Source organism: Miniimonas sp. S16 (assembly GCF_057748195.1).
The window spans coordinates 2,749,278-2,766,386 of sequence record NZ_CM173242.1 but is presented as its reverse complement, the minus strand read 5'-3'; the positions used below and the strand labels follow the sequence as shown (position 1 = coordinate 2,766,386).

General features: G+C 69.4%; 8 protein-coding genes. 5 read left to right on the top strand and 3 right to left on the bottom strand.

Features of this window, described 5'->3' with window-relative positions; all coding sequences use genetic code 11:
• Window positions 1-31 precede the first annotated feature (31 nt).
• The 3 genes from AC3AQ1_RS12025 to AC3AQ1_RS12015 all read right to left on the bottom strand — a co-directional run bounded on the left by AC3AQ1_RS12025 (window position 32) and on the right by AC3AQ1_RS12015 (window position 1,108).
• On the bottom strand, window positions 32-415 hold the full coding sequence (locus AC3AQ1_RS12025) for a type II toxin-antitoxin system VapC family toxin (RefSeq protein ID WP_159096536.1): 384 nt from the start codon (window positions 413-415) through the stop codon (window positions 32-34).
• A complete protein-coding gene (locus AC3AQ1_RS12020; protein ID WP_108719165.1) occupies window positions 412-666 on the bottom strand; it encodes a type II toxin-antitoxin system prevent-host-death family antitoxin in 255 nt (84 codons plus the stop codon). Before AC3AQ1_RS12020 ends, AC3AQ1_RS12025 begins: the two co-directional genes overlap by 4 nt.
• A gap of 196 nt (window positions 667-862) precedes the next feature.
• On the bottom strand, window positions 863-1,108 hold the full coding sequence (locus AC3AQ1_RS12015; protein ID WP_234417496.1) for a helix-turn-helix domain-containing protein: 246 nt from the start codon (window positions 1,106-1,108) through the stop codon (window positions 863-865).
• Between the two features lie 224 nt (window positions 1,109-1,332).
• Between AC3AQ1_RS12015 and AC3AQ1_RS12010 the strand changes: the two genes are divergently transcribed.
• Genes AC3AQ1_RS12010 through AC3AQ1_RS11990 form a run of 5 tightly spaced genes read left to right on the top strand, consistent with a single transcriptional unit; the run spans window position 1,333 to window position 17,008 of the window.
• The gene (locus AC3AQ1_RS12010; protein WP_108720193.1) at window positions 1,333-6,456 is read left to right on the top strand and encodes a DEAD/DEAH box helicase; all 5,124 of its coding nucleotides are present in this window, start codon (window positions 1,333-1,335) and stop codon (window positions 6,454-6,456) included.
• Complete coding sequence (locus AC3AQ1_RS12005; RefSeq protein WP_108719163.1) at window positions 6,453-9,305, top strand: helicase-related protein; 2,853 nt, start codon at window positions 6,453-6,455, stop codon at window positions 9,303-9,305. The genes AC3AQ1_RS12010 and AC3AQ1_RS12005 overlap by 4 nt, the downstream gene beginning before the upstream one ends.
• Window positions 9,302-13,294 carry an Eco57I restriction-modification methylase domain-containing protein gene (locus AC3AQ1_RS12000; RefSeq protein ID WP_108719162.1) on the top strand — a complete coding sequence of 1,331 codons (3,993 nt, stop codon included), beginning with the start codon at window positions 9,302-9,304 and terminating at the stop codon, window positions 13,292-13,294. Before AC3AQ1_RS12005 ends, AC3AQ1_RS12000 begins: the two co-directional genes overlap by 4 nt.
• A 3-nt stretch (window positions 13,295-13,297) precedes the next feature.
• Window positions 13,298-15,805, top strand: coding sequence for an McrB family protein (locus tag AC3AQ1_RS11995; RefSeq protein WP_108719161.1), 2,508 nt, complete (start codon window positions 13,298-13,300; stop codon window positions 15,803-15,805).
• Window positions 15,806-15,808: 3 nt separating this feature from the next.
• Window positions 15,809-17,008 (top strand): McrC family protein, encoded by a 1,200-nt coding sequence (locus tag AC3AQ1_RS11990; RefSeq protein WP_108719160.1) that lies wholly within the window; start codon window positions 15,809-15,811, stop codon window positions 17,006-17,008.
• Window positions 17,009-17,109 lie beyond the last annotated feature (101 nt).

Sequence of the window (17,109 nt, the reverse complement as noted above, 5' to 3'; positions counted from 1 at the left end):
TGCGCCGGGCGAGTGGCCTACCCGCTGCTTCTCAGCGCAGCACGTTGCGGGCGAAGCCGTTCGAGGCGCGAGCGAGGCGCTCGTCGTTCGTCCAGAACTCACGGCAGCCCGAGAGCTGGGCGGCAGCAAGATGGAGAGCGTCGGGCGTCCGAACGCCGTGCAGCGCGCGGAGCTCGGCGGCGCGCACGAACGCCGACTGCTCCAGGTCGACGACGCTGAGCTCGCCGAACATGTGCTCATACCTCCCCCGCAGCGCGAAGTCGCCGGATCGCAGCGGGCCGACCAGACACTCCAGCATCACCAGCGGACTGATGGCCGGCCCGTCGGCCGACCGGATGGCTCGGCGCGCAGTCTCGCCTCGGTCACCTCGGTCCTCCGCCGCGTAGATGACGAGACAGGAGTCGAGGTAGATCACTCCCAGGCCTCTCGCTCCGCGCGAATCGCGGCCTCGATCTCCTCGGAGGACCGGCCGGCCCCTGCCGGAAGCGGGTTGCGCTCGAGCCAGTCGACGAGTCGCTCCCCCGCGTCGTCCGCAGCTCGTCCGAGGGGGACCACGCGAACCACCGGGACCCCGCGTCGCGCGATCGTGACGTCTTCGCCGGCCTCCGCCGCCGCGACGAGGCGCGAGAGCTGATCGCGCGCCTCGAGCATGTTGTAGGTCGCCATGGCCGTAGTCTAGCCAGGTATCTGGCTAGGAGGACCAGTTCTGCTGCTTGGCCCTCGTCCGGGGCGACGCCGGTGCCGCTCCCCGACTGAGCGGATGACGCTGCCGTCTCGATGGTGCTCGACGCCGATCGAGCGCCGTCGAGCACGTCGTCGAGGTGCGCTCGAGGTCGGTCTTGAGACGCACGCCCGCCGCGGCTCAGGCCTTCTCGTCCGAGCGGTGCTCGTTCGGTTCGGTGTACTCGAGAACCGCGCCCGATGCCGGCGGGAAGACCTCGACGACGACGTCCGCGAGCGGGATACCGACGGCGTTGCACAGGTTCAGCAGGACCGACAGGTGCGGGTTGAACGGCTTGCGTGACGCGCGGTCCGACAGACCGCTCTCGATGACCTGGAGGTGGTTCCGGCTGATACCGGCTGCGTGAGCGACCTGCTCCTGCGTCATTCCGGCGTCCTCACGAGCCATCCGGAGCCGGAGGCCGAGTCTCTGCGCGAGACGCGCATCGAGCGGCGGGACCTGCGGCATCCCAGCACGCTGTCGCTGGTCCGCGATAGTGTCAGCCAAGTGTTCATGGCCTTGTGTTCAAGGCCTCCTCTTGGCTGATCAGGAGTTCGCGTGCCCGCCCCGTCAACGTCGCCGTGGACGTCCGGCCAGTGGGGCACGGCGTGATGGATGCCTTCGCCGTCCATCGCCGACTGATCGAGGACTACCGGAGCTTCACCGAGGGGTTCGTCGACATCCGTGACGAACGGATCCGCGCGGCGGTGCGGACGCGGTCGAACGCCGGCTCGCAGTGGCCCGATCCGTGGTTGTCCCTGAACCCGTCGTTCGCCCCCGGGGGGACCGTCGACGATCTGGTGGCCGAGGGCCTGCTTCATCCGCTCGCCGCGGACATCTTCCGGCTGGGCAAGGGAGACGAAACTCCCACCCCTCTCGCCTTCCACAGGCATCAGCGCGACGCAATCGAGGCGGCTCGTACCGGTCGCTCATACGCCTTGACGACCGGGACGGGCTCGGGAAAGTCGCTCGCTTACATCGTGCCGATCGTCGACCACGTGCTACGGCAGGGAACCCGTGGGGGTGTCAGGGCGATCGTCGTCTACCCGATGAACGCGCTCGCGAACAGCCAGCGGGAAGAGCTCGCGAAGTTCCTCACAGAGGGCTTCGGCGACGGGAACGAACCGGTGACGTACGCGCGGTACACCGGCCAGGAATCGGAGGATGAGAGGGCCGCGATCCTCGCCGATCCGCCGGACATCCTGCTCACCAACTACGTCATGCTCGACCTCGTCCTCACCCGCCCACGCGAGCGACAGCGACTGCTCGGTGCGGCGCAGGGCCTGCGCTTCCTGGTCCTCGACGAGCTGCACACCTATCGGGGCCGTCAGGGCGCCGACGTCTCGATGCTCGTTCGGCGCGTCCGCGAGGCCACGGGTGCCGGTGCGGGCCTGCAGTGCATCGGCACCTCCGCCACCATGTCGACGGCGGACACCGTGGCCGAGCAGCGCGCGGAGGTCGCCCAGGTCGCATCCCGGATCTTCGGCGCGCAGGTCGCTCCCGAGCACGTCATCACCGAGACCCTCGTGCGGGCAACGACCGACCGCGCCCCCAGCACGCAGGCGCTGCGCCAGGCGGTTCGAAGTCGCGGCGAAGCCGAGTCAGTCGATCCTTCCCTGCAGGCCGGGTACGACGCGCTCCGCACCGACCCGCTCGCCTCGTGGATCGAGGACGTCTTCGGGCTGACCACCGAACCGGGCACCGGCACCCTGATCCGCAGCACGCCGACCACGATCGAGAAGGCCGGCGCCCTCCTGGCGGCACTGACCGGAACGGGGCCTGCCCGTGCCCGCTCTGCCATCCGGCAGACCCTCCTGGCCGGGTCCCGGACGAAGGGTCCGACCAACCGTCAGCTCTTCGCCTTCCGGCTGCACCAGTTCATCTCCAAGGGTGCCTCGGTCTACGTCACCGCCGAGCCGGAGGATCGCCGCGAGATCCGCGACGAGTACCAAGTAGTCGTCCCGGACCCCGAACGCCGCCTCTACCCGCTCGCGTTCTGCCGCGAGTGCGGCCAGGAGTACCTCATGGCCCGCTACGACGAGCGCCAGGGCGCGTTCGTCGTGCGCACCTCGCTCCAGATCAACGACGGCGGTGCCGGATACCTCTTCGTCGACTCCTCCGATCCGTGGCCGGCCGACCCGCTGGACCGCCTGCCAGCGTCCTGGCTCGAGGAGACGCCCTCCGGGACCAAGGTGATCCAGTCCCGCCGCAAGCGCGTGCCGCTCGCGGTCGTGGTGGGACCGCAGGGCGAGAAGCTCAGCGAGTCGGACGCGGAACCCCGGGATCTCCGCGCGGCCTGGATCCCCGGCGCGCTGCTGTTCTGCCTGCGCTGCGGGGTCACCTACAACCAGCCGCGCACCTCCGAGCTCACCAAAGTCGCGGCGCTCGATCAGGAGGGACGATCGAGCGCCCTGACCGTGCTCTCCACAAGCATCGTCCGCTCGCTCGACGCCGTCCCAGATCTCCCCAAGGAGGTCCGCAAGCTCCTGACGTTCGTCGACAACCGGCAGGACGCGAGCCTCCAGGCCGGCCACGTCAACGACTTCACCCTCGTGGGTCAGCTCCGCGCCGCCATCTACGCGGCCAGCCTCGCCAGCGGTGAGCAAGGGCTCGACCCGCTCGAGTTCGCCACCTCGCTGCCACCGGTCCTGGGGCTCGCACCCGCAGCCTTCGCCCAGCAGCCGGGAGCGTTCGACCTCGACCCGGCACGACGCGCACTGCGGCAGGTGATCGCGTACCGCGCCCTTCTCGACCTCAGGCGCGGCTGGCGCGTGACTCTTCCCGACCTGGAGCAGACGGGACTCATCCTCGTGCGGTACCCGACGGCGCAGCGCTTCACCGAGGCAGAGGACCGCTGGCAGGACGCCCACCCGCTGCTCCGCGCTGCAAGCCCCGAGCTGCGGTACGAGATCGTGCGCGTGCTCTTCGACGAGATGCGGCGCACCCTCGCGATCGACACCGACCTCTTCACCGCCGAACACGTCGACCGACTCAAGACGCTGAGTCGCGAGCACCTCACGGGTGTCTGGGCGGTCGAAGACAACGAGCAGGTGCCGTACACCGGTCTCCTCACGTTGGGCTCCCAGCCCCGGGGCACCGCGCGCAACGTCCTCACCGCGAACTCTCGAACCGCCTACGGGAGGTGGCTGTCCCGAGAGTTCCCCGGCCACGGGAAGCTCAGCACCGACGACGTGAACGACGTCCTCGCCTCCCTCGTTCCCCTGCTCGCTGAGAACGCGTTCCTGACGCCGGCTCGCGAGGGACAGGTCGACGGCTACCGGCTCAAAGCCCACCAGATCAGGCTCTTCCCTGGCGCGGGCGAGCACGGGGCACCCGACCCCGTCAGGCGAACCCTGGCGAACGAGACTGCACCGCGTGTGGTGCCGTTCTTCCGGGACCTGTACCGCGACGCCGGGAAGCAGCTGTCGGGCCTGGTCGCCCGCGAGCACACCGCGCAGGTCCCCGCAGCCGAGCGGGAGAAGCGCGAGCACGCCTTCCGCTCCGGGGACCTGAAGCTGCTCTACTGCTCTCCGACGATGGAGCTCGGGGTCGATATCGCCTCCCTCAACGCGGTCGCCATGCGCAACGTGCCACCCACACCCGCGAACTACGCCCAACGATCCGGGCGCGCCGGGCGGTCGGGTCAGCCCGCCCTCGTCGTGACCTACTGCGCAAGCGGTAACGCCCACGACTCCTACTACTTCGCCCGCAGCGACCAGATGGTCTCCGGGAGGGTGCTGCCTCCACGACTCGACCTCGCCAACGAGGACCTCATCCGCTCGCACGTTCACGCGATCTGGCTCGCCAGCACCTCTGTTGCCCTCGGCAGCTCGATGGCTGCGGTGCTCGACCTCTCGCAGGCCGAGTGCCCCGTCCGTCCCGGGATCGTCGCTGAGTTCGCCGACCCCGGCCTGGCCGAGCGCGCTGGATCCGCCGCCCGAGCGGTGCTGGACCCGATGGCCGAGGAGCTGGCCGAGGCTCCCTGGTGGACCCCGGACTGGGTCGACGAGGTCATGCGCGACGCCCCGGCAGCGTTCGCTGCGGCCTGCCTCAGGTGGCGTCAGCTCTACCGGACCGCCCTCACTGAGGCCGAGGCAGCTCAGGCACTCACGCGGGACGCCGCCCTGGCGAAGAAGGAACGCCAGAGCGCCGAGGCCCGGAGCCGAGACGCTCTGCGGCAGCGTGACCTGCTCCTGAACGACTCCGACGGGCAGGGCGGCGGCGACTTCTACCCCTACCGATACTTCGCCTCCGAGGGGTTCCTGCCCGGCTACTCCTTCCCGAGGCTGCCTCTCGCCGCCTACGTTCCGGGTCAGAAGGCAGCCGGAGCGACGTGGCTGCAGCGCCCCCGGTTCCTCGCACTGCGCGAGTTCGGCCCGCAGGCACTCGTCTACCACGAGGGTGCCCGCTACCAGGTCTATCGCGTCAACCTGCCGCGGACCGACGCCGTCGACGAGGCGGCCGGGGCCACGCTTGCCCTCACCGAGGCGAGGCTGTGCGAGTCGTGCGGGTACCACCACGACCGTGCCGCCGGTGTCGACGTGTGTGAGATGTGCGGTGTCGAGCTCGCCGAGGCGCTGCGCAACCTCCTGCCGATGACGACAGTCGTCACGCGCCGCCGCGACCGGATCAGCGCCGACGAGGAGGAACGGCAGCGAGCCGGGTTCGAGCTGACCACGTCCTACCGCTTCCTCCCGCACGGCACCTCCCCTGGCTACCTCGACGCGACGGCGACCCGGGCCGGCCGGACCCTCCTCGACCTCCGCTTCGGCGACGCCGCCGAGATTCGCGTGACGAACCTCGGCCCGCGCAAGCGGGCCGAGGGCTCGGCGAAGGGGTTCTGGCTCGACACCACCAAGGGCTCCTGGCTCTCGGACCAGAAGGCGAGTGAGCTCGAGTCGGACGACGAGACCCCCGCCGCCGACTCCGTGAACCGCAAGGCGCGAGTCATCCCGTTCGTCATCGACCGCCGCAACCTCGCCGTCGCGCGCTGGCCCGAGCGGCTCTCGGAGCACCAGAGCACCACCCTGAGGTACGCGCTGGAACGCGGGATCGAGGCGGTCTTCCAGCTGGAGGACTCCGAGCTCACGAGTGAGGCCCTGCCCGACCCCGACGACCGGGGCCGGTTCCTCCTGGTGGAGGCTGCGGAGGGTGGCGCCGGGGTGCTCCGGCGCCTCCACTCCGAACCGGACGCGCTCGCCCGGGTCGCTGCTGAGGCGCTGCGCATCATGCACGTGGATCCCGTATCGGGTATCGCGGACGACGCCGCATGCGTGCGTGGCTGCTACCGCTGCCTGCTCACCTACGGTAACCAGACCCACCACGAGCAGATCGATCGCCGCGTCGCGGTTCCGCTGCTGCTCGACCTCGCCCAGGCGGTCACGACACCCACCCAGGATGACGACCGCGGCGATTCCTCCACCGCCGCCAGCGACGCCGTCGACACCCCAGCCGTACCGCTCCCCCAGCACCCGCGCGCTGCGAGCCTGCTCGAGCACCTCGCGGCAGCAGGACTGCGAAGCCCGTCCCGAACCGACACGAGCGTCGAGGGAGTCCAGGTCGACCTCGCGTTCGATGCTCAACGCGCCGTCGTCGTCGTGACCTCAGCGACGAACGCGCGCGATGACGCCGACCTTCTCGCCTTCTCGGGCTGGCAGGTGATCCAGCTCGACGACGCCACCGACCTGGACCAGCTCGTCGCCCGCCACCCCAGCGTCTTCGGAAGGGCCTCATGACCACCTTCTCCGTTGGTACTCTCGTCCGCGCTCGCGGCCGGGAGTGGGTCGTCCTCCCCGACAGCACCGAGGACTTCCTCGTGCTGCGCCCGCTTGCCGGAGCAGACGCCGACATCGCAGGAGTGCTCCCCCAACTCGAGCCGGTGGTGCCAGCCTCGTTCCCCCCGCCGAGCGCCGACGACCTCGGCGACGCCCGCTCGGCCTCCCTGCTGCGCGACGCCTTGCGCATCGGGTTCCGCTCGACCGGCGGACCGTTCCGCTCGCTAGCCTCCCTCGCCGTGGACCCGCGGCCCTACCAGTACGTGCCGCTGATGCTCGCGCTGCGCCAGGAGACGGTCCGCCTGCTCATCGCCGACGACGTCGGCATCGGCAAGACGGTCGAGGCGGGTCTCGTGGCGGCCGAGCTGCTCGCCCAAGGCTCGGCCCGCGGCCTCACGGTGCTGTGCCCGCCGGCCCTCGCCGAGCAGTGGCAGGCCGAGCTGCGGGAGAAGTTCGGCCTGGAGGCGGAGCTGGTGCTGGGGTCCACCGTGCAGCGCCTGGAGCGGGGCCTCGAGTTCGGGCAGTCGATCTTCCAGCGCCACCCCTTCACGATCGTCTCGACCGACTTCATCAAGGCCGACCGTCGCCGCGACGACTTCCTCCGCGCTGCCCCTGACCTGGTCATCGTCGATGAGGCCCACGGTTGCGTGGTCGACGACGCCGCCTCGGGAGGCCGGTCGCGCACCCAGCGCTACCGGCTGCTCACCGACCTCGCCGCCGACGTCACCCGCCACCTGGTGCTCGTGACCGCCACGCCGCACTCCGGCAGCGAGGGGGCGTTCCGCAACATGCTCGGGCTGCTCGACCCGACGCTCCGCGAGGCGGACCTGGAGAGCTCAGCTGTCCGCGCTGACCTCGCTCGCCACCTCGTCCAGCGCCGTCGGGCCGACATCCGCAGCTACCTCGACCAGGACACCGTCTTCCCCAAGGACCGCCAGTCGCGAGAGGTCCCCTACCGGCTGACACCAAACTTCCGAGGTGTGTTCGACGACGCCGTCGCCTACGCTCGCGGTCAGGTCACCGACCGGACCGGCACCGCTCTCGAGCAGCGGGTGCGTTGGTGGTCGGCGCTCTCGCTGCTGCGGGCCATCTCCTCCTCGCCCGCGGCGGCCGCAGCGACCCTCGCAGCCCGTTCCGCCGCCGTCGCCGCCGACTCGGTCGAGTCAGCCGACCTGATCGGCCGGGCCACGGTGCTCGACCAGGGCGGTGACGACGTCGCCGAGGCCGACGACGCCTCCCCCGGCGCCATCACCACGCCGGTTGGTTCCGAGGCGCGGATCCTGGCCGACCTCGCCGTCCGTGCCCGCACGCTCGACACCGACGACGACGCCAAGCTCACCGCGCTGACGAAGCAGGTCACCATCCTCCTTCGCGAGGGCTTCTCGCCGATCGTGTTCTGCCGCTTCATTGCGACGGCGCACTACGTGGCCGAGCACCTGCGGGACAAACTGGTTCGGACCCCGGTCGAGGTGGTGACCGGCGAGCTCGCTCCGGAGGACCGCTCGCAGCGCGTGGCAGCGATGCTCGAGCTGGATTCCCCCAAGAGGGTGCTCGTCGCCACCGACTGCCTCTCCGAAGGCGTCAACCTCCAGGAGGGCTTCCAAGCCGTCGTCCACTACGACCTGGCCTGGAACCCCACCCGGCACGAGCAGCGTGAGGGCCGCGTGGACCGGTTCGGTCAGCGCGCCGACGTGGTGCGAGCCGTGACCCTGTACGGCGAGGACAACGGCATCGACGGGATCGTGCTCGACGTGCTACTGCGCAAGCACGCGCAGATCCGCAAGGACCTCGGCATCTCGGTGCCCGTCCCGTCCGAGACGAACGACCGCGTGATCGGCGCGCTGCTCGAGGGAGTGCTGCTGCGGGGCGGGCACGCCGAGCAGCTCTCCTTCGACCTCGGCCTGATCCCGGAGGCCGCGGCCTTCGAGGCGGAGTGGTCCTCTGCTGCAGAGCGTGAGAAGGCATCTCGCACGAGGTTCGCCCAGAACGCCCTGCGACCGGAGGAGGTGGCTCGCGAGGTCGAGGCCGCCCGGGCTCGGCTGGGCAGCCCGCGGGAGGTCGAGGCGTTCACCAAGGCCGCACTCACCGACCTCGGTGGCGCGATCGCCACCACGGGTACCGGCTTCACGCTGCCGCTGCACTCGCTCCCGCTCGCACTCCAACAGCCACTCGTCGGTGGCCGACGTGCGGAGGAGTCGGAAGAGTTGGCATGGTTCCGAGACCCGCCAGGTCCCCATCGGGCAGCGGTTCTTGTGCGATCGGACAACCACGTCGGCGCCGTCGCTCGTTTCGTGCTCGACGGCGCCCTAGACCCGAACCTTCCCGACGCCGTCCGCCCCGCCCGACGCACCGCCGTCGTGACGACGACCGACGTCCCCGTGGTGACGACGCTGCTGCTGGCTCGCTTCCGCGTGCACGTGACCCTCCCGGGACGACACGAGACCCGCACCGAAGTGGCCGAGGAGGCACGAGCCCTGGCGTTCACCGGCACGCCGGCCGCGGCCACCTGGCTCGACCCCGAGTCCGTCGAACGGCTGCTGGCCGCCCGCCCGACGGCGAACACCGCGCCAGATCGGGCGAGGGGGCTGGCAGCAGCCGTCCTGGGCGCTCTGCCTCAGCTTGAGTCGGCGCTGACGAGCGAGGCCGAGCGGGTCGCCGCCGACCTCCTCAACGCCCATACGCGGGTGCGTCAGTCGGCGCGAGGCCGAGACGGCGCCACCGGCCTCGGCGTCCGCGGTCTCGCCGTCCGACCAGAGCTGCCGGTCGATCTGCTCGGCGTCTTCGTCTACCTGCCAGGGAGCCCCTCGTGACCACGTGGCAGGCCGTCCGCCCCGAGGGCGGGATCGTTCCGCCGTCGCTCTTCCAGCACCTCGCGGCGCCACCGACCGACGGCGACGCGACCTGGCGGAGTTCGTTGGCACCGGAGTCTTACCACTTACCGCCCCAGACGACGCTGCGCGACGCCGCGAGCCGGTCCTGGACCTACCTCGTGGGGGCGTGGCAGTCCTGGCGCCGCGCGCAGGATCGCGAGCCTGGTGGCTTCGACGCCACGGCTGCAGCCCTGGTGCGCGAGCGCTGGCTGCTCGTACTGCTGCAGGAGCTCGGGTACGGACGACTCTCGCCGCACACCGGCGGAGTCCTCGTGGGTGAGCACACCTACCCGGTCTCACACCTGTGGCGGGACGTGCCGATCCACCTGCTCGGACCGGGGGTCGAGCTCGACAAGCGCAACTCCGGTGTGACCGGAGCGGTGCGCGCACCGCAGGCGATGGTCCAGGAGCTGCTGAACCGCTCCGACGACCACCTCTGGGCGATCCTGTCCAACGGGAAGCGACTGCGCCTGCTACGCGACTCGACGGCGCTGGCGGGGTCCGCGTACATCGAGTTCGACCTCGAGGCGATCTTCGAGGGTGAGCTCTTCGCCGACTTCCTCCTGCTCTGGCAGGTGTGCCACGAGTCCCGCTTCGAGCCGCGCACCTCGGGCAGCGGGGACCCGACGCTCGCCGAGAGCTGGCTCGAGGTGTGGCGTGCCGAGTCGGTGCGCTCGGGCGCCCGCGCGCTCGACCAGCTCCGCGGCGGTGTCGAGCGCGCGCTGGAGCATCTGGGCACCGGCTTCGTCTCGCACCCGGCCAACACGGACCTGCGGACCGCACTGGCCGCGGGCACTCTCAAGGCCGACGACGTACACCGCCACCTCCTGCGGCTTGTGTACCGACTGCTCTTCCTCTTCGTCACCGAGGACCGAGACCTGCTCCTGGATCGGGAGGCTCCGGAGGTCGCGACCCGTCGCTACCGCGACTACCTCTCCACAGCCAGGCTGCGCCGACACGCCCGCGAGCGGACGGGCTCGACCACCTACGGCGACCTGTGGCAGGGCCAGCGGCTCGTGCTCCACGCTCTCGGGGACGACGGCGAGGCGAGCCTCGGCCTTCCGGCTCTCGGCGGACTGTTCGACACGGACGACGGCACCGAGCCGCTGCTCGCCGCCGAGCTCACCAACCACGCCTTCCTTGAGGCGATCCGCGACCTCGCGTGGATCCGGCGCAGCGGCGAGCGGCTGCAGCCGGTCGACTACCGCAACCTCGGCGCCGAGGAGCTCGGCAGCGTGTACGAGGCGCTACTGGAACTCGTCCCGCAGGTCGACGTCGCCCGTGGCACCCTCACCTACCAGCGCCTGAGCGGAAACGAGCGCAAGACCACCGGTTCGTACTACACGCCTCCGGCGTTGGTCTCGGCCCTGCTCGACACGGCCCTCGACCCCGTCATCGACGAGGCGGTGGCGGGCGTCAGCACCGCCGCCGAAGCTGAGCAACGACTTCTCGACCTCAAGGTCTGCGACCCGGCCTGTGGTTCGGGGCACTTCCTTGTCGCTGCGGCCCGTCGGGTCGCTCAGCGACTGGCCGCTGTGCGGTCCGGGGAGAACCAGCCGACTCCGGCAGATGTGCGGCACGCCTTGCGCGACGTCATCGGGCGATGCGTCTACGGAGTCGACCTCAACCCCCTTGCGGCCGAGCTCGCGAAGGTCTCGCTGTGGCTCGAGGCGATGGAGCCCGGAAAGGCGCTGGGGTTCCTCGACGCACGGATCCGCATCGGCAACTCCCTGCTGGGAACGACGCCGACCCTGCTCGCGGGAGGTGTGCCCGACGGCGCGTTCAAGCCCCTGGAGGGCGACGACAAGGACGTGGTGCGCGAAGCGGCGAAGCGCAACAAGGCCGAGCGGGGCAAGACCACGGGCCTCGCGAGAGGCACGCGCGTGTCCGAGTGGATCGGACAGGACCAGCTCGATCTGTCCACAGATGCCGAGACATGGGAGGCGCTCGCCGAAGCGCGCGGATCCCTGCTCCAGCAGCAGGACAACGCGGATGCTGTCCGAGCGCAGGCCAAGCGGTGGCGCGAGTACGAGACGTCCGCCGACTACCTGGACCGGAGAGTGCAGGCCGACGCGTGGGTGGCGGCGTTCGTCTGGCCCTACACCCGCGTGACCAAGGTCGACGGCGCCTTCCGCACCACGCCGCAAGCGCCCACGAGCGCGGTGGTGCAGCGGCTCGGGCGCGAACCCCACGCAGCAGCCGTCGCGGCGACCCGTGCTCACGTTGAGAGACTTGCTACCGAGTACCGCTTCTTCCACTGGCACCTCGAGTTCCCTGAGGTGTTCACCCGTGGCACCGGTGCACCGGGTCCGCAGGGATGGACGGGCGGGTTCGATGCAGTACTGGGAAACCCGCCGTGGGAGCAACTCGAAATCGATGAAACCGAATACTTCTCGTCACGCGACCCGTCGATCTCACAAGAACAGGACGCCACGATCCGGGCCAAGCTCATCTCACGGCTAGAACTCGAAGATCCACAACTATGGAGGGAGTATGCCGAAGCGCGCGAAGAGTTGCAGAGGGTCGGGCGCTACGCTCGAGGGGCACTAACGCTCGCGCCGGGATCGAGGGGGCGAGTCAACTCATACAGGCTGTTCGCGGCACAGATCGATGCAATCGTTGCGGAATCTGGTCACGCGGGGTACATCTGTCCATCAGGCATGGTGACCGACGCCACGTCCTCTCTGCTTCTTCAGCGCTGGATCGAAAAAGGGACCCTTGGCTCGGTGGCTGAGTTCACAAATCGCAATCTCATATTCCCGGGGGTGCGTCGTCCCGTGCGATTCGCGCTTGTCACGATCGCGCCTCGCGGATCGCGTACGCAGGTGCTTGTCGCTTCACGACTGGAGTCGCTCACACAATATGCAGACAACAGCCGTTGGACCTTGCTGCCGTACGATACGCTCAAGCGGCTGAGCCCAGAGACCGGCGCAGTTCCGCTCTTTAGGTCACCCGTTGATGCGCGGACCACCACCACGGCCTACACCAAAGGCACATTGTTCGGGGCGACTACCCTCACCACTAAGCAAGGCTTCCTAAACCTCACCTCGGACGCCGCCGAGATGATACGCGACCCCGCAGCACTACCGGTGGGTGTCGCTCTGACGCCCGTGGTTGAATCCAAGATGACCGCCGCATTTGACTATGGCGCCTTCACCTTCGAAGACGTGCCCCCAGAGCGCATGTACAACCGCAAGGCCAGCCCCCTTCGATCTGCGAAAGGGCCAAACACTCCCACAAGACCTAGATACTGGGTCCGGAGCCGATGGTCGGACCCACAGTGGCCGTCAAAGCGTTCTTGGGTTCTAGCTGGCAAGGAACTGGCAAACGCGAACACAAGCGCCCGGACTTCTGTCTTCTGCGCACTGCCTAGGACGTGCCCGGCGTACACGCTGCAACTCGTTTATGACGATTCCATGTCCGCGTCCGATCTCACCGTAGCACTGGGAGTGCTCAACAGTTTGGCGTTCGACTACTTCGCGCGTCAGAAGCTGAGCGGTCCGCACCTAACAGCAACCGTCCTCCGCCAACTTCCGCTCCCTAGCCGCACCGCTGCGCCATTTCTGCGCGAAGTGGTGCTGCGCAACTCCGCTTTGCTCTCTTTCGACGTCTCTGAACTAGTGGCGGACCTCCTGCTCGAAGCCGTCGACGTGAGCGGTGCACCCGTCGACCGGATGGCCGCGCGTGACGAGATTGACGCTGCCGTGCTGCACCTGTACGGCTTCGACCGCGACAGTGCAGACCACGTAGTCGGGTCTTTCGACGTTCTCGCCCGAATGGAACTCAAGTCATTCGGCGAGTTTCGAACCGCGAGGCGCGTCCTCGAGATCTACGATGCGATGCAGCACGCCATCGACAGTGGCACCGAGTACCAGACGATCCTGGACCCGCCTCCCGGCGAAGGCCCGCGCCACCCTCCGAAGGAGTAGCCGATGTCCGCGACGGTTCCAGGTACTCGCCGCACCTTCGCAGGGTCCGCGTTTGACCTCGCCGACTCGCCGGACGGCTACCTCCTGAAGCGTGACTCCCGCATGCTGCACGTGCCGAACTGTCCCCACGAGCCCACCCTCGACGTCGAGCCGTGGACCGCCGAGCAGGTCGAGACAGCCTGGCGCAACGCGCCCGACCTCCCTCTCACAACCGTGACGGACCCTCGATTCTGCACCACGTGCGTGGCGAGGTCGGTGCCCGAGGATCTCCACAGCACCGCTCGCATCGCCAAGGTCTCCGCTGCCGCCAGGGTCGTGCTCGACCACCTGTTCGGCGACCGCCGCAGCGTCATAGACCCCATGGCCACCATCTGGACCGCAGAACTCGCCGAGACGGTCCGTGCGGCGCTCGAGGACAGTCCCGATGCAGGCGGGGGTTCGACCTTCGAACGACTCCACGCCCAACTCGCTCAGCAGCAGCGCGAGGTGGTCCTCCTGGCGGCCGAGCTCGTGTACCTCCGTGGCGTACCACTTGCGGGCGTCTCGGCGGCCAAGAAGCTGGAGCACGTCACGACCGTGCTTTCATGGCTGGCAGACCCGCCCCCGGTGCCCACGGTCATGGTCGAAGGCGCAAGCACCGGTGGCACGTTCAAGGGCGGCCAGGGCTACAACACGCAAATGTGGCAGCAGATCGCGTGGCTCGCTGCGTTCGTCGCGAGATGGGCCCGCCTCGATAAGGACGTACAGTCGGAGTTGCTCTCCGACCCGTGGACCTTCCGGGGCTTTCTCGGTGCCAACCCTCGCGAGCTGCCCTCGATGCGCAACGCGTTCGCGTTCATGGTCTTTCCGGGCGTGTTCGACGAGACGATCAACGAAGGACACAAGTACGCCATCCGGCGCGCGTTCGCCGACCTGATCGGTGGACCGTCGGGCAAGGACGCCATCTCGCTCGACCGCGATCTCCACGAGGTCCGCATGGCGATCGAGGCGCAGACCGGAGAGCGCATCAGCTGGTACCTCAAGCCGTGGCGTGACCACTGGTACCCGGAGGCGGACATTCTGGGTGACCGGGCGTGGGCGGTCCGGCCCCGCCCGGGCGGACGAGAGCTCGCCGAGCAGTGGGTCACCGAGGGCTTCGTCTCCCTCGCCGCGGCTCATCTGGGTGAGGTCCCCGCGGGGGCCGAGCTTGCCGAGGTGCGGAGTGCGGTCGGCGCCGGATACGACCATCAGGACTATGCGCAGCAGTACGAGCTGACCAACGACTACTTTGCCTTCCTCAGCCGGATGACCACTGGAGACATCGTGCTCGCACGGAGCGACGAAGACGTCTGGGTCGGCCGCATCACCGGTGAGCCCTCCTACTTCCCGGAAGCGCCGCGCCTGCGTCGCGAGGTCGAGTGGGACGACACGCCCCGTGCGCTCGCCGAACTGCCCCCGCCGGTACCTGCTCTGCTCGCCCAGACCGGCACCCTGCTCGATCTCACCGCCGGCCGAGGCGCGCTCGACGCCCTGATCGCGCAGCAGGCCGAGTCGTCCGAGACGCCCGTGCCCCCGCCACTCCCGCCGGCTCGCCTCACGCTCCCCCGAGCTACGCCCGAGCTCGCCGCCAGACTGCACATGCCGCAGCCGTGGCTGGGCGATCTGATCTCGACGCTCGATGCGCGGCGACAGGTCGTTCTCTACGGTCCCCCGGGAACGGGGAAGACCTTCACTGCGCGCGCGATCGCCCGGCACGTCGCGGGAGACGGCGTGCGTGTCGTGCAGTTCCACCCTTCGTACGCGTACGAGGACTTCTTCGAGGGCTTCCGACCAGCCGGTCAGGCTGACGGTCGGCTGTCGTTCGAGCTCCGACCCGGACCACTGCGGCAGATCGCCGCGCTCGCAGCCGACGATCCCACCGTGCCGTGGGTGCTCGTCATCGACGAGATCAACCGCGGCAACATCGCCAAGATCTTCGGGGAACTGTACTTCCTCCTGGAGTACCGCGACGCGGCGATCTCCCTGCAGTACTCCTCCGACCGGGAGTTCCGTCTGCCGGAGAACCTCTATCTCATCGGCACGATGAACACCGCCGACCGCTCCATCGCGATCGTCGACGCCGCCATCCGACGCCGGTTCGCGTTCCTCGAGATGCACCCCGATACCGAACCGGTCGGAGGCCTGCTCGAAAGGTGGCTCGAGGCGAACCTCAGGCCGCTCGAGCGGGCGGCGCTGTTGCGCAGCCTCAACGCCGAACTCGGGCAGGAGAACCGCGACTTCCAGATCGGGCCGTCCTACCTCATGCGGGCTGATGCCGAGACGGAAGAGGGGCTCCAGCGGATCTGGCGATACGACCTGCTCCCCCTGCTGGAGGAACAGTTCTACGGCCGCCTGTCGCCCGCCGAGATCGCAGAGCGGTTCGGTCTCGACGCGGTGCGTCGACGCACGCAGCCGACCGTCGACCGCACCATTCCGGATGCCGGGCTCGCTCTTGAGGTCGGCGACGGCGCACCGCACGCCCCGTCCTCCTGACCGATGGCGACGCGACTCGAGCTCGACGAGAACAGCGAGCCGGTTCCCGCTCGACTCGACCCCACGACCGCCTCCGACCTGGCCGCGCTCGACCTCGTCGAGGTCCGGCCCGGCATCGACGGCTCGTGGCTGCTGGTCCCTCGCCCCAACCGGGTCGGCGCGGTGCGCATCGGGGAGCTCGATCTCGTCGTCCGGCCCAAGGCATCGTTCGCCTCGATCCTGTTCATGCTGGGGTATGCCCGCGACCCGGGCTTCCGACCTGACATGTTCGACGGATCCGTTGACCGCGACCTCTGGCCGATGGTCGCTACAACGCTCACCCGCCTCGCGGAACGAGCGCTCCTGCGTGGCGTCATCCAGGGGTACGTCACGCGCGACGATGCCCTCTTCCTCCTTCGTGGCCGCATCCGTACGGCCGACCAGATGAACCGGCACCACGGGCTGCCGCTGCCGCTCGAGGTCACCTTCGATGAGTACGACGTGGACATCCCCGAGAACCGCCTGCTGCGCACGGCGCTCGTGCGCATGTCGCACGTCGCCCGGCTGCCGACCGCGCTGAGACGCCGACTGCTCCATCTCGTGGGCCGACTGGAGGGAGTGCAGGTCCTCGAGCGCGGTACGCCGCTGCCCGACTGGCGGCCGACTCGCCTGAACGCCGCGTACCACCCGGCGCTCCGGCTCGCCGACGTCGTGCTGCACCGGCTCGGTCTCGGCACCACCGAGGGCGGGCAACCCACGGCCTCGTTCATCGTCGACATGGCAGCAACGTTCGAGGACTTCGTGACCGCCGCCGTCCGCGAGTCACTCGTGCGGCACGCGGCCGGGGTGACGACCGGGCAGTTCCGCGACCACCTCGACGTCGGCCGTCGTGTCCCCATCCGACCCGACATCGTGCACAGTACGGGGAACCAGCCGGTGCTCGTGCTGGATGCGAAGTACAAGCTCGGCTCCGGCGTCGACGGCTACCCGAAGTCCGACGTGTACCAGATGCTCGCCTACTGCACCGCGCTGCGCCTGGGCCGCGGCTACCTCGTCTACGCCGGGTCACGCGCAGCCGACGCCCGACCCACGCGCCTGCCGATCCGGAACACGGACATCGAGGTGATCACCTGGCCGCTCGACGTCGAGGAGGCTCCGGTCGCGCTTCTCGGGCAGATCGACCAGCTCGCCTCTGTCGCTGCGGAGAGCATCGCGACCTGCTGACACCCGGTTCGGCGGCCCGACCACCCACCGGCGCTGGCTAGGCTCGAGGCGCACCCTCGCCGTCGACGTCGTGCACGCCCCCACGCCCGACGGCGTCCCGC